Consider the following 18101-nt stretch of genomic DNA (forward strand, 5'->3'; position numbering starts at 1 on the left):
GAGGCGGTTTGCAGACCATTGCTTCCTTCCCACGCATGGCCTTGCGGGTCACCGCGTACTCAGGCTCAGAAGATAGGCGCAAAGCATATCGGCCATCGCATCCGAATAGGCGTCGACCTCTTCGGTCTTCCGCGGTCTTTCAGAAAATTCCTTTCCGACGGTCGTCAGGGTCGTCATGATCAAGTCGCCGGCCAGCACGCGGGCAGCCTCGGGGAGGGCGGGAAGCATCTCCTTCAGGAAGTCCTCGATCACCGGGTCGCCCGCCTGTCGTGCCTCCTGGGCCTCCGGCGCATCCCTGTAAAGCGGGGCAGCGTCGCCGAGCGCCACCCGCACCGCGGCTTCTTCGCACTCCGACCAAATGAAGGCCCGAACCAATCTACGCACCCGCCGAAGCGGCGGCTCCGATCGGTCCTTCAGGATCTCATTCAGCAGATCGGTGGTTTCTCGCCACTCGTCGCTCTGCAGCCGGAACAGGATCGCGGCCTTGTTCGGAAAATATTGGTAAAGCGATCCAACGCTGACGCCTGCTTTTTGCGCCACGCGTGCAGTGGTGAAGCGGTGCGCGCCTTGCTGCGCCAAAACCTGAACAGCGGCCTGCAGAATTGCCGAAACGAGCTCGTTCGAGCGCGTCTGTTTAGGCTGTTTTCGTGAGGAAAGTCTGGAGCTTGGGCGGTCGGTCATCTCTAGGCTTCCGGATGCGATTAGCGAATGTGACGAATTAATCGTATTTTCCCGATCGGCACAACAACGCTCTCGATGAAGGATTTGATATGACCACTTTAACGACCGCTCCGCTTGCACCGCTGCTCGACCAGCTTTTCGATGAAGCCGACAAGGCGACCAGCCCCGGCCTGGCGGCACTGTCAGAGGCGGAGCGAGATCGCCTCTTCCACAGCAAGGCGGAATACCGCAATTTCTATGGCCTGGTAAAGGATCTCTGGCTTCCGGTGTCACGCCAGACCGGAGAGTTGCTCTACATGCTGACACGCAGCAGTGGAGCACGCGTGATCGTGGAGTTCGGCACGTCGTTCGGCATTTCGACGCTCTATCTCGCCGCCGCACTGCGCGATAACGGTGGCGGCCGGCTGATTACCACCGAGTTCGAACCTGAAAAGGTCGCCAAAGCACGGCAGCACCTCCAAGCCGCAGGGCTCGCCGATCTTGTCGAGTTTCGCCAAGGCGATGCGCTTGAAACCCTCGGCGACGATCTTCCGGGCAGCATCGATCTGGTCCTGATGGACGGCGCAAAGTCGCTGTATCTGGAGATTTTGCAGATCCTGGAAGGCCGCCTTCGCCAGGGCGCAATCATTATCGCCGACGATGCGGACGCCTGCCCGGAATACCTCGGTCACGTGCGCGCACTTGGCAGCGGTTACATGTCCACACCGTTTTCCGAAGACGTCGAACTTTCCCTGCGTGCCGCCTAGAACAGGATGATTTTAGGCCGGCTCAGCCTAAAATCTGAATCCTGTTCTAAATTAAATAGTAGAGCATGATGCCGTCCGAAAACCGCACACACTTTTCGGCATCATGCTCTGAAGCCAATGTCGGCATAGGATCATTTTTACAGATCCGAAAAGAAAAGCCCCGCCGAAGCGGGGCTTGTCTATCGCACTTTGAGCTGCTGCGATCTGCAGCGGCGTCATTTCGATGGCGCCGGTTTTCGTCGGAACAGACCCTTCAGATTGTCGAAGAGTTCGACCTTGACGCCGTGGCGCTTCATGATCACCGACTGCTGGGCGACCGAGAGCGTGTTGTTCCAGGCCCAGTAGATGACCAGGCCGGCCGGGAAGCTTGCCAGCATGAACATGAATACCAGCGGCATCCAGGTGAAGATCATCGCCTGCGTCGGATCGGGCGGTGTCGGGTTCATGCGCATCTGCAGGAACATGGTGACGCCCATGATCAGCGGCCAGACGCCGAGATGCAGAATGGTCGGCGCCTGGAAGGGCAGCAGGCCGAACAGATTGACGATCGTCGTCGGATCGGGGGCCGAAAGGTCCTTGATCCAGCCGAAGAACGGCGCGTGCCGCATCTCGATGGTGATGTAGATCACCTTGTAGAGCGAGAAGAAGATCGGGATCTGCAGCGCCACCGGCCAGCAGCCGGCGATCGGGTTGATCTTCTCTTCCTTGTAGAGCTGCATGGTCGCCTGCTGGAGCCCCATGCGGTCGTCGGCGAATTTCGCCTTCAGCTCCTCCATCTTCGGTTGCATGCGCTTCATGTTCGCCATCGAAGCATATTGCTTGCTGGCGAGCGGGAAGAACAGCGCCTTGACGACGATGGTGGTGCACAGGATCGCCACGCCGAAATTGCCGAAGAAGCGATAGAAGAAGTCCATCAGCTTGAACATCGGCTTGGTGATGAAATAGAACCAGCCCCAGTCGATCAGCCGGTCGAACTTCGGGATCGAATAGCTGGCCTCGTAGCCGTCGATGACGGGCACTTCCTTGGCGCCGGCGAAGACGAGGTTCTTGAGCTCGATCGATTGGCCCGGCGCAACGGTGAAGGCATCGTCCTTGTAGTCGGCCTGATAGCGTGGCTGGCCATCGGTAAAATGCGAGAAGCGCGCTTCATAGGCAGCACTCTGCGGCGGAATGATCGTCGCGGCCCAATATTTGTCGGTAATACCAAGCCAACCGCCGGTGGATTTAGCCGGCATGACAGCTTCCTTCTCGGCGGCGGCATATTTGGTTTCGACGAGACCGTCATCGCCGATGACGCCGATGAAGCCTTCATGCAGGACGTAGACGGAGGGCGTCGTCGGCTTGTTGTAGCGTGTCACGCGGCCGTAGGAGGAGAGTGATGCGGGCGCTTGGCCGGCATTTGCGATCTTATCTGCGACGGTGAACATATAGCGTTCGTCGACGGAAATCGTTCGCGTAAAGGTCAGGCCCTTATCATTGGTATAGGAAAGCGTCACCGGCGTCTTCTCGGTGAGCTTGGCACCCTCGGGCGCCGTCCAGAGCGTCGAGGCGCCGGGAACGTCGCCCGCGGCGTCGCTGCCGATATAGCCGAGTTCGGTGAAGTAGCCGTCCTTGGTTTCGGCCGGGCTGAACAGGGTGATGGTCGGGCTCGAGTCGTCGACGGTCTCGTGGTAGCCCTTGAGCTTCAGGTCGTCGAGCCGGGCGCCGGCAAGGTTGATCGAGCCGGAAAGCGCAGGAGTATCGATGACAACGCGCGGGGTCTTTGCGAGCGCCTGCTCAAGCGTCGCCGTGGCGACGGCCTGACCGGAAGGCGCTGTACCATTCGTCGGGGCCGGCGTCGCACCGTCGGCTGCAGGCTGCTGCACCTGTTCGGTCTTCTGCTGCGCCTTCTGGGCTTCCTGCGCCTTGCGCTGGGCCTCGATGCGCGGGTTCATATAGAGAAACTGCCAGCCGAGGACGATCAGCACCGAGAGAGCGATCGCAATGAAGTAATTGCGGTTTTTTTCCATCATACGTTCCTGGGGCGTCCGTCTCCGGAGCGCCGGGGTTTCGGCCTGGTTTCCACGCGAAATTTCAGTTCCGCGGCCAATTCTTTGAAGGACGCTCTAAGCACGTCCCTGCGCGCGACAACCACATAGTCGTGTCCGGGCTGCATTGCAAACCCCGCATGAAGCCGCACCGCCTCTTTCAGGCGGCGGCGCATACGGTTCCGTTCGACCGCGTTGCCATGTTTTTTGGTGACTGTGAAACCGACACGGGCTTGGCTATCGGGTTCCTTCCGGTCGAGGACTTCGAGAAGGAAGAAGCCGCCACGGCGTTTTTCGCCCTCGCGCGCGGCAAGAAACTGCGGGCGGCTCTTCAGCCGCCCGACAGTGTGTTTTTCTTCTCTGGTCGTCAACTCGCCCGCCATCTTTTCTCGGGCAATCCGGCCTTAAGCCGAAAGACGCTTGCGGCCCTGCGCGCGGCGGGCAACGATGACCTTGCGGCCACCCTTGGTGGACATGCGCGCACGGAAGCCGTGGCGACGCTTGCGAACAAGCTTGGATGGTTGGTAGGTACGCTTCATTTATTTAAACACCGCGGAGTGCGGCCCTTCTTGAATTTGCATAGTGCAAGGAGCGTTGTTTTTCGAACGGGCGAGCCATGAAAGGCTGAGTGACCGGACGTGCGGCGGCTTATACGGATGAAGCCTATGAAAGTCAATTATACCCTATAATTTCACTTTGAGCCGCCGGCTTGACAAGTATTTTCGCACTCTGGTGTTAAGAAATTCGATCTGCCCCAACTGGTTGTGGTTTTGCCGCAGCCGGATATCATAGCCCCGGCTCTCAGGGGTTTCCGCGTCCCAACCAAGGTCAACATGGATAATTTTCCGTCGCCATAATCGTAAACATTGGAAATCTAACTTTAATAACTTTCGCCGATATTCGGATCATCGGCTGGAATTTGCTTTCCAGGCAGTGGCGTAGCTAGGAGACAGTGCATGAAGATCCGCGGCAAAATTAATCTGCTGGTATGCGTGATGGGCGCGGTGGCGCTTTTGATCGGCGCAACGGCACTGTCGGCCATGCACGAATACAATCGCAACCTGACCGCTTATGAGGAGGCCGCCGCCCGCGCCTATGCCGGCGAACGGCTCAACCGTTTCGTGACCGCCGTGGTCATGGAAGCGCGCGGCATCTATGCAGCCAAGACGATCAAGGACACGCCGAACTTCGCCAAGGGCATTATGGCCGATCTCGAGGAGATCGATAAGGTCATCGCGGGGTGGGCGCCGCTCGTTCCCGTGGCCGAGAAGGATGATTTCGCCAAGCTCGTCGCCCGCGCCGCGGAATTCCGCACCTTCCGCATGGAGACCGCCCGTCTCGGCACCGAAGTCGGCCCCGAGGCGGCCAGCGCCCAGGGCAACAATGATGCCAACCGCGCCAACCGCAAGGCGTTCCAGGCCGAAATCGACGCGGTCGTCGCCACCGACAAGGCAGCGCTCGAAACCGTCAACAGCGAGATCGAAAGCTTCCGCACCTGGGTGCTGATGCTCGTCCTCAGCATCACCGGCATCGGCATCGCCGTCGGCATCGGCATGGGCTTCTATATCGGCACCAGCCATCTGAGCCGCCCGATCAAGCGCGTCACCCGGGCGATCAACGAGGTCGCCAGCGGCAATTTCGAGGCCGAGGTTCCCTTTGCCGGGCGCCAGGACGAAATCGGCGAGATGGCCGCAGCCGTCGCGGTGTTCAAGGCCAACGGCCTTGCGATCAAGCGCCTGAACGCCCAGGAGGCGGCGATGCGCGCCAAGAGCGACGACCTGCAGTCGAGCATGTCCGTCGTCGTGGCTGCGGCTGCAGCCGGCGACTTCGGCCACCGCATCAGCAAGGACTACGAGGACGAGAACCTCAACCGCTTCGCCGGCAACATCAACACGCTGCTGTCGAGCGTCGATGCCGGCATCGGCGAGACCCGCCGCGTCATTGCAAGCCTTGCCGATGGCGACCTCACCCAGACGATGAACGGCAACTTCCAGGGCGCCTTCGCCGAGCTGCAGCAGAACGTCAACAACACCTTCGTCACCCTGCAGGCGACGATGCGCGAAGTGCGCCAGACGACGGAAGCGATGAACGGCAACACCGCCGAACTGCGCAATGCCAGCGACGACTTGTCGAAGCGCACCGAGCAGCAGGCCGCCGCCCTCGAACAGACCTCGGCGGCACTCGATCAGATCACCGCCGTCGTTCAGAATTCCACCGAGCGGGCGCATGAAGCCACCATTATGGTGTCGGAAGCCAAGGACAAATCAGGCGCTTCCGGCGTCGTCGTCGGCAATGCCGTCGAGGCCATGGGCCGCATCGAGCAGGCATCGCGCGAAATCAGCCAGATCATCAACGTCATCGACGAGATCGCCTTCCAGACCAACCTGCTGGCGCTGAACGCCGGCGTCGAGGCGGCACGCGCCGGCGAGGCCGGCAAGGGCTTTGCGGTTGTGGCACAGGAAGTGCGCGAGCTCGCCCAGCGTTCGGCAAAGGCCGCCAAGGACATCAAGGCGCTGATCACCAAGTCGGGCAACGAGGTGCAGGTCGGCGTCAAGCTCGTCCAGGCGACCGGCGAGGCGCTGGCCGAAATCGGCACCCGCGTCATCGCCATCAACGATCATATCCATTCGATCGCCACGGCTGCGACCGAACAGTCGACCGGCCTCAAGGAAGTCAATACCGCCGTCAACCAGATGGACCAGGTCACCCAGCAGAATGCTGCGATGGTCGAAGAGACCTCCGCCGCCACGCACAGGCTTTCGGCCGAAGCCGGTGGGCTGGTGCGGCTGATTTCCCGCTTCAAGCTGTCGGATGATGCACCGGCGCCTGTGGCGCTTGTCCGCAACGAGCCGCAAAGGCCGGTCGCCTCGCCCGCCCGCCGGGCGATCGCCAAGGTCGCCCGCGCCTTCGGCGGCAATGCGGCCGCCGCAGAACAGAGCTGGGAAGAGTTCTGATCCTTATCGATCGTCAGCACCTTGAAACGCCGCCTCCCTCCGGGCGGCGTTTCTTTGTGACGACGTGACGCTGTTCGCAAAGATTTGAAAGCGGAGCCGTTTGGTCTAATATAGAGCGAGAGGGCGGCTGAAGTGCCGCCGTTCGTGCGAGACCAGAATGCCGGTACAAGATCAGGGCGACAATCCTTCAGCGGAAATCCCCGCGGCCGGCGAGGCCGCAAGGGCGCCGTGCCCGTCTGCCGGCATGTTCGGCGGCATGTTCGGCGGATTGTCGGGCAAGCTGCTCTGGCTCACCGTCTTCTTTATCATGCTCGCCGAAATCCTGATCTTCTTCCCCTCGGTCGCCAGCATGCGCATCCGCTGGCTGGAGGACAGGCTGAACACGGCCGCTGCCGCCGCCATCGTCATCGATGGGCTGCAGCCGGTCGAGCTGCCGCGCGCGTTGCAGAAGGAGACGCTGGAGGCGACCGGCACCAAGGCGATCGTGCTGCGCAAGGATGGCACCTCGCGGCTGCTGGCGACGACCGACATGCCGACCTCGGTCGACGAGGCCTATGATCTCACCGACGTGCCGCCGGCAACGGCAATCCGCGATGCGCTCGACACCTTGATCTTCGGCGGCGGCAGGATGATCCGCGTCTACGGCCCCGTCGGCGACACCAATACCGGCGTCGAGGTGGTGATGAAGGACAGGCAGCTGCGCACGGCAATGTTTGCCTATTCCCGCAACGTTCTCCTGCTGTCGGTGCTGATCGCGCTGTTCACCGCGACGCTGATCTTCTTTGCGATCAACCGCATCCTGATCGGCCCGATCCGCCGGCTGACCGGCAGCATGCAGCAATTCTCCTCCGATCCCGAGAACCCCGCCCATATCTATATCGGCGATGGCGGCCGCGACGAACTGGCGGTCGCCGGCCGCAACCTCACCTCGATGCAGATGGAGCTGCAGAAGACGCTGAAGCAGCAGAAGAACCTTGCCGCTCTCGGCCTCGCCGTCTCCAAGATCAATCACGACATGCGCAATATCCTGGCCTCGGCGCAGCTGATGTCGGATCGGCTGGTCGATGTCGATGATCCGATGGTCAAGAGCTTCGCCCCGAAGCTGCTGCGTACCATCGCCCGCGCAGTCGGCTATACCACCGAGGTGCTGTCTTACGGCAAGGCGAGCGAATCCGCCCCGCGCCGCCGCCATGTCCTGCTTTTGGAACTGACCCAGGACGTCAAGGACATGCTGGCGATCGATCCGCAAAGCGGCATCGAATTCACCGAGCAGATCGGCGCCGATCTTAAGGTCGATGCCGATGGCGAGCAGCTGTTCCGCGTCATCCACAATCTCTGCCGCAACGCGCTGCAGGCGCTGACCGCACCGGGCGAGGGTGCCCCGGGCGCGGTCAGGCGCATCACCGTCGCCGCCCAGCGGGTCGGCAGCGTCGTCAGCATCACGGTTGACGATACCGGCCCTGGCATGCCTCTGAAGGCGCGCCAGAACCTCTTTGCCGCCTTCCGCGGCTCCGCCCGCTCCGGCGGCACCGGCCTCGGCCTGACGATCGCCCGCGAGCTGGTGCTCGCCCATGGCGGCACGATCGCGCTTGTGGAAAAACCGACGGTCGGTACCCAGTTCCGCATCGAGATCCCCGATCGCCCGGTTTCGCTGGAGGATTACCGCAGCCGGACGCACATCGAAAAGTGACCGGATTTCGTAAGTCGTGGCCACAAACTGTTAAACGCGCGATTTTTTCCGAAATGCTCTTGCATTGTCCCGAAGGACGCTTTAGAGGATCGCCCACGCAAGCGGCACCGCCGCAATTGCACGCACCCGTAGCTCAGCTGGATAGAGCACCAGACTACGAATCTGGGGGTCGGGCGTTCGAATCGCTCCGGGTGCGCCATTTTCCTTTTTATCAGCTTTAATTCCGCTCGGCTCTGGAAGGGTAACGTCATCTGACGTGTTCCTCTGATACTGTGCGTAACCGACCAGCATTTTTCCCATAGTCCCAACGGAGGACGTGGGCCCGATGGCAGTTGTCTGCGGAGGAAATTTACCGTGGCAATTTCAGAATTATTGACGGTCTCCAATCGACATCAATTCCCCTTGCCGGACTTTCAGAACGGGGATGAAATCAGGTTTCCCGGCGCTTTGGTGTCGGCATTGCTTGATCGGTTTACAAAACCAGGAGACGCCGTTCTCGATCCTTTTGTGGGACTGGGAACGACTTTCTTTGCCTGCGAGGAGAGGGGCAGGATTCCTTATGGGATAGAAGCCGACCGGCAGAGATGTGAATGGGTCAAGGAACGCATCACGACAAAGCATCATCTGCTCTGCGGTGATAGCGCAGAGCTGGCAGCCTTCGATTTTCCCGAGATGGATTTTTGCATCACATCGCCGCCATACATGCCCCATTGGCATAAATGGAACCCGCTTTACAACGGCGATCCGGATTATGATGGCTATGACGTTTATCTGAAAAGAATGCAGGAAATATACGGCCGGATCTGCAAACGCATGAAGACAAACGCTTACCTCGTCGTTCAGGCCGACAATCTGACCAACGAACAATTCTCCCCCCTTGTCTGGGATCTAGGACGAGCTTTGTCGGAGGTTATGACGCTTGAAGGGGAAATTATGGTGAATTGGTCTGATACAGTGGAAAGCGGCAACCGGTTCACACAGTGCCTCGTGTTCAAGAATGCAAGCGGATGAAATCAAGTTTGCCGCGACGGCCGCTCCAGTCTGTGCCTCAAGGCAGCGAAGCGAAAAACTATTGCTCGTCCGGATGGTCTCTCAAATAGTCTTCCCTTTCTTTCTTCCCGAACAAGGATGAGTAATAGCCGCTGCAAACCAGATATGAGCACTCGTCCGGGTTGCCCGTTTGCCATCCCGGCTGGCAGAGGACGACGCGACGGAATTTGGCGTTGCAAAGTCCGTGGTTTGCCAAGAGCCGCGGGTCGTTTCCGAAATACGCGCTTATGGCGTCCTTGTGAGTCCATGCAGGAACGGCTTTCCAATCTGCGGCGCCGCCCTCATCGCTCACATTGGCGATCGCACAGAACGACCAATTCGAAATCACGACCGGCTGATCGCAGGGAAAGGCCTGGACGGCGCTTCCCAGCAGGATCGAAACCAATACCAACAGCCGCTGGCCATAGACCATCGCGCCCTTCTCCGTTATGCCGACCTTTCGCATCCTGGCCTCCACCGCGTGCAATTACCTGTCATCATCTGACGGGATCAGGCAATCTCAAAACCGCCCTAAGATTTTTTTCCTAGTTCACGAAATGTTCTTACGCTAGATTGCTCGCCGTTGCAACCATGGAATGTTGAAGAATCTTGTGGCGATTGGCGATGCGGGCGCTTGGGCCGGTCTTTTCCCTCCGCACGCGTGAAAAACCAGTTCTTCTGCCCTTTCCCGGAAGGACGTGCTGGCAGCCAAGGTGAGGGCTGATCAACCGGCGGGACAAGAGCCGTACCAGTTGCCGGAAACCGCCGGCGCGTGCCCCTTGGTGGAGGCATCAAGCCCAACAGAGGCCAAATGCCCTGGCCCTACTCCTTGATGGGGATTCCGGCTTCGATCGCAGCTTCGATAAAGGCCTGCCGCGCCTCTTCCCGGTTTCGTTTGCCCGACATGACATCAGCGCAAACCGCGCACGCCCGATCCAGGGCCGGCCCATCCTCGGTCGGCCAGTCTTCAACCAGCGCCCATGTAGCGGCCTGGGTCGTCTGGATGACCACCCACTGATCCGGGCCTTCAAGGGCGAGTGTCACCGGCTTCTTCCAAATGGTTTGCATTGTCTCAGGACCTCCGCTGCGTGCTCTCTGCCGCCTCCTCACATAAGGCGGTTTAACCCGCGTGGCGAGGCGAGGGTGTGAGCGAGATGCTTTTTTTTCAAGCGCAAGCAGCGAGTCTGAAAGATCGCGACGCCCTTTCGGTGGCGCTTCTCAAAATTCTTGGGCGAATTCACACGCCAGCAATGTTTTACCCGGCAAGGCCTCTCCAGGCCCGGCAAGTCCCGCTTCGGGCTGCTGATCGGCCGGAAGCTCGCGCGAATAGCCCTTGGTAGATGTTCCGAGCAGGTCCGAACTCTCCGGCTTCAACCCGTATTTTGCGGCCAGATCGTCAGCGCGTTCTCCCTCGACCAGAATCCCGACCGCGTTGCTGGAAAAGAAAACCTCGGTCGATTTGAAGCCGTCGCGGCCGATCTGGTTCGGAATCTTGTAGATCGCCGCACCGAGCGACGAGGTGTTTGGCTTGGCCAGAGCTTCCGCGGCGTCATAGATCTCCATGGTGGATGTCATCGAATAGGGTGGTTTGCACAGCGCCGCGTCAAAGAACTTGTTATTGGCCGGAGCGGCCATGACGCCTTCGGCTTGAAATGCCGCAATAGCGACGCCTAACGAGAAGGCGGCGTAGTGAATGAATTTGGCGTTGTGCATGTCATATTCCCGAAAGTAACTGCAGCTGGTCGCATTCGTGTGCGAATTTCCAGATGCTTAGGGGATTCGGAACGGCTTTGCCACCTTGAGTTTAGTTTTCGGCCTTTTCGAAAGTGCCGCCAGATGTTTAGTTGGAGGTCTGTCCGGCTCGGATGGAGCGGCTTCGCCTGTCGAGACAGAGCATCACAGTCCTTTACGACGGCAGGAGAGCCATGATCGCAGCCTATATCGATGAAATCATCATGTTTTGCGCCGGCCTGTGGATGACCCTCGTGGGCCTTGGTTATCTGCCGTTGCCTGGCTACTCGGCGAAACCGCCTCTGGTTCGTCACTTCAAGTGGATGGGTCCCCTGCTGCTCGTCATTGCCATCGTTCTGGCCGCTGCCTCGTAGGTTCGCCATTTTGGATATCGGAGAGGCTTGCAAGCTCAGGCTGGAGTGAACCAATGAACAATATGATGGCCTGCCCATCGTGCGGATTGGACAAAACAGAATCGATCGTGCACCTCGGTTCGTACATTCTTCGATGCGCCGCCTGCGGCGAAGCAATCGTCGCGACATCATCCATGGGCATATTCGAGTCGGATCACGCGTTTTCAGCCTTTGCCGATCCGGGTCCCGGAAAACACCCTGCTCCAGAGATGCTCATCGCTCGTGGACCGCTTCGGCAGATCTCAACGACAACCAGCGGCGCGGCGCGTAACGGAACGCTGATACGCCTGATCCCTGAACCCAAGGATTGAAATCCGACTTGGCGTCGGTTTACCGGTTTAATCGACCGACAGCCTCGCCGCGCACCAATGCCATACCGCATCGACCGCCTTTCGCGGTGATGACGAACGTTTGCGGATAAGAAAATAGTCGGGTTCGATGGTCGTCGTCGCATCCGTCACCTGCACCAGCCGCCCGGCCTCGAGATCCGCCGCCACGAACGCCCGGCACGCCAAGGCGACGCCCTGGCCGGCGAGCGCCGCATCGAGCGCCAGCGTCGTGTGGTTGAACACGGCACCCGGCAGTTTCTCGCGCGATCGCAGGACGAGCGGCCAGGGACTGACTGCGTCATGCAGAAGCGGCAGCTTGCGAAGCTCATCGGCCATCAGCGGAAGGGGCAGGTCCTTGACCAGGTGTGGACTGGCGACGGCGACGAGGGTCTGGCGGAACAGCAGCCTTGCTTCCAGCGAGGCCGGAAAAGGCGGGCGGGTCAGCCGCACAGCAATGTCCACCTGATCGCGATCGAAGTCGGACAGCGCCTCGGTGGCGACCGTTCGCAGTTCCACGTCGGGAAGGGCCGCCTTGAACTCGGCGAGGCGCGGGATCAGCAGCTTGGCGGCGACAGTTGGGGTTACGCTGATCGTCACCGCGTCCGGCCGAGCGAGAAGACGCCCGGTCGCCTCACTGAGCGTATCGAAAGCGCGGGTCACATCCGCAAGATAGGCCGCGCCCTGCGGGGTCAGAGCCAGGCCGCGCGGCAGGCGCTGAAACAACATCAGGCCGAGTTGATCTTCCAGCGCGCGCACCTGCTGCGCGACCGCACCCTGCGACACTCCCAGTTCTTCGGCGGCGGCGCGAAAATTCAACCTGCGGCCCGAGACTTCGAAGGCGCGGAGAGCATTCAGCGGCGGCAGCTTGCGGCGGGGTTGCATCATTGATCCTTCCGGGGGCTTTCCAGTAGATTTTCTACAGTCTGACACGTTTCTTTCTGAGGCGAAAGTCTGCGCTGTCTCTGGCATACTGCTTGGCAATTCAACGATTGGAGGCTCCGATGTCTAAAGAAAAAGTCGCTCTCATTACCGCAGGCGGTTCCGGCATGGGTGCCGCCGCAGCAAGGAAACTGGCCGCGGATGGCTATCGCATTGCGGTGCTCTCCTCGTCGGGCAAGGGCGAGACGCTCGCCAGGGAATTGGGCGGTGTCGGCGTCACCGGCTCGAACCTGGTGAACGACGATGTCAAGCGGCTCGTCGATCTGGCGATGGAGAAATGGGGGCGGATCGACGCGCTGGTCAATTCCGCCGGCCATGGGCCGCGCGCGCCGATCCTCGAAATTACTGATGAAGACTGGCACAAGGGCATGGAGGTCTATTTCCTCAGCGCCGTGCGGCCGATCCGGCTGGTCACGCCGATCATGGAGGCCCAGGGCGGCGGCGCCATCGTCAACATCTCGACGGCATGGGCTTTCGAGCCGTCGCCGATGTTCCCCACCTCGGCGTTCGCCAGGGCTGGGCTGGCGAGCTTCACCAAAATCTTTGCCGATACCTATGCGGCGAAGAGCATCCGCATGAACAATGTCCTGCCCGGCTGGATCGACAGCCTGCCCGCCACCGACGAGCGGCGCGACAGCGTGCCGATGGGTCGCTATGGCACGGCCGAGGAAATCGCCGCGACGGTTGCCTTCCTGCTGTCTGAGGGCGCCGGCTACATCACCGGCCAGAACATCCGCGTCGATGGCGGCATTACCCGTTCCGTCTGAGCCGGCCATGCAGACAGATCATGAAGCCGTGCCACTGAACCTCGCCGATATAGATGCTTCGGCATGGCGAGAGCTGGAAACGGCGGCAGCAAGCCCGCAGTCGGGTTTCCGGTTCTTGAGCCTCTGCTCCGTCGATGCGGGGCAGAGGCCACAGGCGCGCATGGTGGTCTTGCGGCGCGCCGACGGATCATTGCGGGTTCTGGAATTTCACACCGATACGCGCAGCCCCAAATGGCGGGAGCTTTCGGCAAATCCTCATGCCACGGTCCTCGGCTTCTGCGCGCAGACGCGGCTGCAGTTTCGGCTTCAGGGGATAGTCGAACTGCACGCCTCCGGCAGCGACCGGGCCAAAGCAGCCTGGGACAAGCTCTCCACCTGGACGCGGACGACCTATGCCGGCGGTCCGCCCGGGGACGAGCGTGCCTTTGACGCCATCGACGCGGCAGCTCCATCCAAGCTTGCGGATGAGGCGGAGGGAAAGCCGCATTTCGGCCTGTTGATCTTTCGCGCCCGGACGCTGGACTGGTTCCAGTTGCGCCAGCAGGACAATCGAAGGGCGATGTTGACCTATGACGAGACGAGCGCTCTTGCGGCCTGTCGATGGGTCAATCCATGACAGGCGCCGGTGGCGCCCTCACGGGCGCAACCGGACGATAATCGAAGCCCCTGGAATCCTCAACTGCTCTGCCATCGCCTCTAAATCTTTCCCATCGGTTCCCGCCAGCACAATGCGGCCATCCATGATCGGCTCCCTCATCCACGGTTCCATGACGATCTTGTCATTGATCAGCAACTGCGTTTGCCGTCCCAATGCCGCCTGCGTGAAATCGCGGAATTTGGCGGCGCTTTCCGGGGTGAGCAGGATATTCAGACCCTGATCGTAGGATACTGGGGACCGGGCGAGCTCCGCGCTCTTCACCCTGACTGGCCTCTGACATTGAAGGGTAGGCGGTGGCCTTCCGGCTGAGATCAGCCCCCATCCGGTACTCTTTTCCATGAGGCGCCATCGCAAATGCGATAAGAGCATTTGTCCTTGTCGCCCTCATCCCATCCCGGCCAGCAGATAACGACGCGGTGGAACTTGGCGTTACAAAGCCCGTGATTGGCCAGTGCACGCGGATCATTCAAGAAATACGGGCTTATGGCTTTGCTGCGAGTCCATTCAGGCACGGCCTTCCAATCTGCGTCGCCACCCTCTTCGCTCAATGAAGCGATCTGACAGGACTTCCAGTTGGACAGCACGATGCGTTGATCGCAAGGAAAGGCATGGATGGCGCTGACAAGAAATATCGAAAGCGATGCCAGCAACCGCTTCCCGTAAATGCCGATCATTCGCCTCGTCTCCTGTCGCCTGTGATGCATCACTGTCAACATTCTAGCAGGAAGACCTCGGTTATATAAGATCAAAACTAAGAATATTTTCCTAGTTCATGGATCGTTCTTGCGCTAGGTTGCCCGCAATTGCAACCATGGAATGCCGGATGTTGAGCAAATTTTTCCCTATCGGCGAAGTGATCGCCTGGACGAGCCGCGGCCGTCGCCCCCTTTATGAACAGAGTTCCCGGCCTCGCAGAACATACGTCTTGCCAAAGGATAGGCCGGCAATGAGGGCAAGGGGCTGATGGTGGAATTCAACCCGCGCGACAAGAGCCGAACCAGCGCCGGAAAGACGCGGGCGATGGTGCGCAAGCATACCGCTCCGCCCGGCAGGTGTGATGACGGCAGCCTTCGCTGGCATTGGCTGACGATCCAGTTGCTGGAATCGCCGGCTTTCACGACATTGAGCGCCAATGCCTGCCGAGCCTTCTTCCGCATCGTCATCGAGCACACCTCGCACGCCGCCTTGGAAAACGGCAAGCTTGTCGTGACCCATCCCCAATTCGTGTCCTACGGCGTCACCGGCGAATATGTGGCCGATGCGCTGGATGAGCTGGAATATAAGGGGCTGATCAAAGTTCGCCGCGGCCGGGCAGGCAGCGGGGTCGCGCATCCCAACCGGTTCACGCTGACATTTGTCGGCGACCATGAAGGTGCGCCACCCACCGATGAGTGGAAGCGGTGCACGGCTGAAAACTGCCGGAAATGGTCCGAGACCGACCGCAAGCTTGCCGCCGACAAACGCGGGCATGTCGGCAGGAAGAAAAAAATCCCACTTCGGGATCCCGAAATACTGCCGCTTCGGAATCCCGAAATCCGCCGCGCTTCGTGAACTGTGACCCTCAGGAAACATTGAATGGTTTCAATGCCGCAGCCAATTTCGGGATTCCGAAGTGCTATATAGAGTTTGGTGGGAGTTGCCTTTGTTTTGATGCACGTCGTTATCCCGAAGGCACTTTGCCACGATCAGAAACTCCGTCTCCCGCCCGCCGATCCTTCCGGCAGAAACTGTGCGAAGCAGCAGGCCGAAGGCTTCGTAGAGCCAATAAAGCGGGGGAATCCGGTCCTTGAGCGCATGCACCTGCGTCGACACATACTCGCCGACGAAGACGATATCCATGCCGAGTTCCTTCAGTGTCCCGGCAATCTCCGAATGCGATGCTTCTGCGGCGTGCTCGACGCGAAAGGGGGCATAGCCGGGCTCGCCGGCGTTTTTCTGCCGCAGGACGTAGCGATAGAACAAGACGTGGCTCCACCAGGGCGTCAGGTCGGTGAAGATCCCTTTGGCTGAACTCAGGATCGGACCTTTCACGAACACCAGGCCACCGGGAGACAGGGTATCATGGGCTCTCAATAAGGCAGAGCGCGGGCTTTCCAGATGCTCGAGAACATCCCAGAAGACACAGGCGTCGAAGTGACGATCTCCGTAGTCGATGGTTTGCGCATCGCCGAGGATCCGTTCAGAAGCGTCCCGGTTCTTCTCGAGCTGCTCCTTCGAGATGTCCAGGACCGTATATCGGGCCCCCTCCAAGCGGATATGGGTTCGAGAGCCGCCCCCAACCTCAAGGATATCTGCGTTGATCTTGCTGGAAAATGCTGATCGCGCGTGCGACAGCGCGTCGTTCACCCACGGCGAAGCCATAATCTTTCTCCCCCGGAGAGATTAGTGTCTACACCCATAAGTAAGCATTAATATAATATTTAAGCAATATTTAAACTTCTGCGCCGCTGCACACTTCTGGCCGACATGCTCTAGTTTCGCGCAACCTTGCTGACGTAAGCGCAGATCTGATGATCTCAGAGGCGGTTCGGCCGGAGGAATGCATGACGATGGGAATTTTTCGGGCTCTGGCTGCCCTGGGGATGATGACGGCGCTTGCCGGCTGCATCGACCATGCCAATGATCCGGTCCTCCTGGCGGTCGGCGTGCCGGTCAATCCGTCTGCTGTTGCGCACGGCATTTGCATGACCGATGGCAACGCCATGTATGACGAGGCGAGGCGACAATATCAGCTGCGCGCCCAGCTGACCGGCTATGCCCAAGCCGATGATCTGGAGGCGGAAACGATTGCCCGTGCCGCGGCCCACCGGCAATATGTCGCCTGCCTCTCTGGCCAGGGCTATCGGACATTATACGCGAATTGAGAATAGAGAATTCACCTTTCCGCCCCAGCGCCGTTTGAGCCCTTCCGCCGATCGCGACTTTTCACGTTTTTTGGCGTTTTAGTCACGCCGGATCGCCTGCAATCACGAGTTTAGGAAGTTGCATGCGAGCCCGGAACTCCGCGGGTGGGCAAGGCATTGTCGTCAGGTAAATCCACTAAGGAGGGTTTATCATGAAGATGCTCAGACTTGCCCCTTCCACCGTCGCGCTCGGCGCCCTTCTCGCCCTCGCGTCGATTGCCCCAGCGCAGGCAGCCCCCGTTCAGGCGGTTCGGCCGCCCGATGTCCAAGCCGTAAAAATGGTGCAATATAAACCAGATGCCGGGTCCTGGCATGGCTATCAAGGCTCTCGCAGCGAGCGGCCCGGCACCCGCCGCCATTCCGACGGCTACTGGTATCCGCTTGCCGCCTTCGGCGTAGAGGCCGGTACCACGGGCTCGATCGTCCGCCAGCCGGCGAACCGACCTGCAGCCCCGGAAATGTGCAACCCTACGTTCTCAGGATCGATCGGTCCCGGCAGTATGCCCTGCGATAACGGCTATTGAGCCGGCAAATGAAAGAGGCGGCGATGAGCCGCCTTTTTCTCGATCATGGGGCCGCTCACATATCCGTGACCTCGGCTCTGGCGCCGTAGATTGTGACAGATCGCCTTCCTAACTCCGGGGCGTAAATTCGCTGAATCCTCCCAAGGAGACGACTATGACAACGACCTTCAAGACCGGCCTGATGGCCGCTGCCCTCGGTGCGATCCTCGGCCTCTCGGCCTTTTCAGCCGCGGCAGCTCCCCTCCAGTCGAGCGCGACAGAACAGGGTGCAACCCGACGTCCGGTTGCCCAGCAGGAAACCAAGGTTGAACATGACAGGCGCACGACCGGTTCGATCGGCGAGCGCGCGGAAAGCATGGGCTCGACACATTATATGATGAGCCCGAAAAAGCCCCTCAACATGGATTGTAAGCTCGGCTTCAACCCGACGAGCAGCTCTGGCTGCAACTATTGACGAAGCGCTCGGCCCTTCGCCAACGCGATGTGGGCCGATTTTGTTGACCAGCCTGGAGGCGGCCTTGGGCCGCCTTTTGCATTGAGGATAGCGGTCAGCCGGATTCGGCCCGTCGTTGCTCGGGTCCCCTATTAAATCTTGCGTTAACAAAAATGCAATAAATACAAAATTACGCCTGCTCCCGACCGAAAATTCGCTGGGATCGCCTGTTCAGGCGGGTGATTGATGCCTTTGCCTTGGAATTGCCATGCTCGCC

At 60.0% G+C, this 18101-nt stretch carries 21 protein-coding genes, 1 tRNA gene and 2 pseudogenes; 13 read left to right on the top strand and 11 right to left on the bottom strand.

Annotation, left to right across the window (positions count from 1 at the left end; genetic code table 11):
• Positions 1-48: 48 nt before the first annotated feature.
• Entirely contained in the window at positions 49-681 is a 633-nt protein-coding gene (locus HJB89_RS27900) for a TetR family transcriptional regulator (protein ID WP_221150835.1), read from the bottom strand.
• An 89-nt stretch (positions 682-770) separates the two neighbouring features.
• On the opposite strand from HJB89_RS27900, the gene HJB89_RS27905 reads away from it, so the two are divergent.
• Positions 771-1427, top strand: coding sequence for an O-methyltransferase (locus tag HJB89_RS27905; RefSeq protein ID WP_207582688.1), 657 nt, complete (start codon positions 771-773; stop codon positions 1425-1427).
• Between the two features lie 215 nt (positions 1428-1642).
• Here HJB89_RS27905 and yidC read toward each other — a convergent pair whose 3' ends face one another.
• Genes yidC through rpmH form a run of 3 tightly spaced genes read right to left on the bottom strand, consistent with a single transcriptional unit; the run spans position 1643 to position 3993 of the window.
• Entirely contained in the window at positions 1643-3436 is a 1794-nt protein-coding gene (yidC, locus tag HJB89_RS27910) for a membrane protein insertase YidC (RefSeq protein ID WP_221150818.1), read from the bottom strand.
• Positions 3436-3837: a ribonuclease P protein component gene (gene rnpA, locus HJB89_RS27915; RefSeq protein WP_221150819.1), complete on the bottom strand. Its 402-nt coding sequence runs from the start codon at positions 3835-3837 to the stop codon at positions 3436-3438. Before rnpA ends, yidC begins: the two co-directional genes overlap by 1 nt.
• Positions 3838-3858: 21 nt before the next feature.
• On the bottom strand, positions 3859-3993 hold the full coding sequence (gene rpmH, locus HJB89_RS27920) for a 50S ribosomal protein L34 (protein WP_207582691.1): 135 nt from the start codon (positions 3991-3993) through the stop codon (positions 3859-3861).
• 417 nt (positions 3994-4410) lie between these two features.
• On the opposite strand from rpmH, the gene HJB89_RS27925 reads away from it, so the two are divergent.
• From HJB89_RS27925 to HJB89_RS27940, 4 genes are all read left to right on the top strand, one after another.
• The gene (locus HJB89_RS27925; protein WP_221150820.1) at positions 4411-6408 is read left to right on the top strand and encodes a methyl-accepting chemotaxis protein; all 1998 of its coding nucleotides are present in this window, start codon (positions 4411-4413) and stop codon (positions 6406-6408) included.
• A gap of 157 nt (positions 6409-6565) precedes the next feature.
• Positions 6566-8098 (top strand): HAMP domain-containing sensor histidine kinase, encoded by a 1533-nt coding sequence (locus HJB89_RS27930; protein ID WP_207582693.1) that lies wholly within the window; start codon positions 6566-6568, stop codon positions 8096-8098.
• Positions 8099-8220: 122 nt separating this feature from the next.
• A tRNA-Arg gene (locus HJB89_RS27935) sits at positions 8221-8297 on the top strand.
• 155 nt (positions 8298-8452) lie between these two features.
• Entirely contained in the window at positions 8453-9109 is a 657-nt protein-coding gene (locus HJB89_RS27940) for a DNA methyltransferase (RefSeq protein WP_207582694.1), read from the top strand.
• A 58-nt stretch (positions 9110-9167) separates the two neighbouring features.
• Here the strand turns inward: HJB89_RS27940 and HJB89_RS27945 are convergent, their stop codons facing one another.
• The 3 genes from HJB89_RS27945 to HJB89_RS27955 form a co-directional block, all read right to left on the bottom strand.
• Positions 9168-9593: a hypothetical protein gene (locus HJB89_RS27945; RefSeq protein ID WP_207582695.1), complete on the bottom strand. Its 426-nt coding sequence runs from the start codon at positions 9591-9593 to the stop codon at positions 9168-9170.
• A gap of 356 nt (positions 9594-9949) precedes the next feature.
• Complete coding sequence (locus HJB89_RS27950) at positions 9950-10195, bottom strand: DUF982 domain-containing protein (RefSeq protein WP_207582696.1); 246 nt, start codon at positions 10193-10195, stop codon at positions 9950-9952.
• Between the two features lie 150 nt (positions 10196-10345).
• Positions 10346-10840, bottom strand: coding sequence for a hypothetical protein (locus tag HJB89_RS27955; protein ID WP_221150821.1), 495 nt, complete (start codon positions 10838-10840; stop codon positions 10346-10348).
• Between the two features lie 212 nt (positions 10841-11052).
• Between HJB89_RS27955 and HJB89_RS27960 the strand changes: the two genes are divergently transcribed.
• Positions 11053-11232, top strand: a complete 180-nt coding sequence (locus HJB89_RS27960; RefSeq protein ID WP_207582698.1) for a hypothetical protein — start codon at positions 11053-11055, stop codon at positions 11230-11232.
• Between the two features lie 53 nt (positions 11233-11285).
• Positions 11286-11582 (top strand): hypothetical protein, encoded by a 297-nt coding sequence (locus HJB89_RS27965; protein ID WP_207582699.1) that lies wholly within the window; start codon positions 11286-11288, stop codon positions 11580-11582.
• Positions 11583-11609: 27 nt separating this feature from the next.
• On the opposite strand, the gene HJB89_RS27970 is transcribed toward HJB89_RS27965, so the two are convergent.
• On the bottom strand, positions 11610-12485 hold the full coding sequence (locus HJB89_RS27970; protein ID WP_221150822.1) for a LysR substrate-binding domain-containing protein: 876 nt from the start codon (positions 12483-12485) through the stop codon (positions 11610-11612).
• 116 nt (positions 12486-12601) lie between these two features.
• Between HJB89_RS27970 and HJB89_RS27975 the strand changes: the two genes are divergently transcribed.
• Positions 12602-13306, top strand: coding sequence for an SDR family oxidoreductase (locus HJB89_RS27975; RefSeq protein ID WP_221150823.1), 705 nt, complete (start codon positions 12602-12604; stop codon positions 13304-13306).
• Positions 13307-13313: 7 nt separating this feature from the next.
• Entirely contained in the window at positions 13314-13922 is a 609-nt protein-coding gene (locus tag HJB89_RS27980) for a pyridoxamine 5'-phosphate oxidase family protein (RefSeq protein WP_246762708.1), read from the top strand.
• Between the two features lie 18 nt (positions 13923-13940).
• On the opposite strand, the pseudogene HJB89_RS27985 reads toward HJB89_RS27980, so the two are convergent.
• Both HJB89_RS27985 and HJB89_RS27990 read right to left on the bottom strand, forming a co-directional pair.
• A pseudogene (locus HJB89_RS27985) lies at positions 13941-14228 on the bottom strand (hypothetical protein); the annotation flags it as partial.
• Between the two features lie 47 nt (positions 14229-14275).
• Positions 14276-14668 (bottom strand): hypothetical protein, encoded by a 393-nt coding sequence (locus tag HJB89_RS27990; RefSeq protein WP_246762752.1) that lies wholly within the window; start codon positions 14666-14668, stop codon positions 14276-14278.
• A 259-nt stretch (positions 14669-14927) separates the two neighbouring features.
• Between HJB89_RS27990 and HJB89_RS27995 the strand changes: the two genes are divergently transcribed.
• Entirely contained in the window at positions 14928-15515 is a 588-nt protein-coding gene (locus HJB89_RS27995) for a hypothetical protein (protein WP_221117792.1), read from the top strand.
• Between the two features lie 114 nt (positions 15516-15629).
• On the opposite strand, the pseudogene HJB89_RS28000 reads toward HJB89_RS27995, so the two are convergent.
• Positions 15630-16325, bottom strand: a pseudogene (locus tag HJB89_RS28000) (class I SAM-dependent methyltransferase); the annotation flags it as partial.
• Between the two features lie 182 nt (positions 16326-16507).
• On the opposite strand from HJB89_RS28000, the gene HJB89_RS28005 reads away from it, so the two are divergent.
• The 3 genes from HJB89_RS28005 to HJB89_RS28015 all read left to right on the top strand — a co-directional run bounded on the left by HJB89_RS28005 (position 16508) and on the right by HJB89_RS28015 (position 17845).
• Positions 16508-16828, top strand: a complete 321-nt coding sequence (locus HJB89_RS28005) for a hypothetical protein (protein WP_207582704.1) — start codon at positions 16508-16510, stop codon at positions 16826-16828.
• A gap of 191 nt (positions 16829-17019) precedes the next feature.
• Positions 17020-17391, top strand: coding sequence for a cell surface protein (locus HJB89_RS28010; protein WP_221117791.1), 372 nt, complete (start codon positions 17020-17022; stop codon positions 17389-17391).
• A gap of 154 nt (positions 17392-17545) precedes the next feature.
• On the top strand, positions 17546-17845 hold the full coding sequence (locus HJB89_RS28015) for a hypothetical protein (protein ID WP_207582706.1): 300 nt from the start codon (positions 17546-17548) through the stop codon (positions 17843-17845).
• Positions 17846-18101 lie beyond the last annotated feature (256 nt).

The sequence above is a fragment of the Rhizobium sp. NZLR8 genome (genome assembly GCF_019685025.1).
Taxonomy (GTDB): domain Bacteria; phylum Pseudomonadota; class Alphaproteobacteria; order Rhizobiales; family Rhizobiaceae; genus Rhizobium.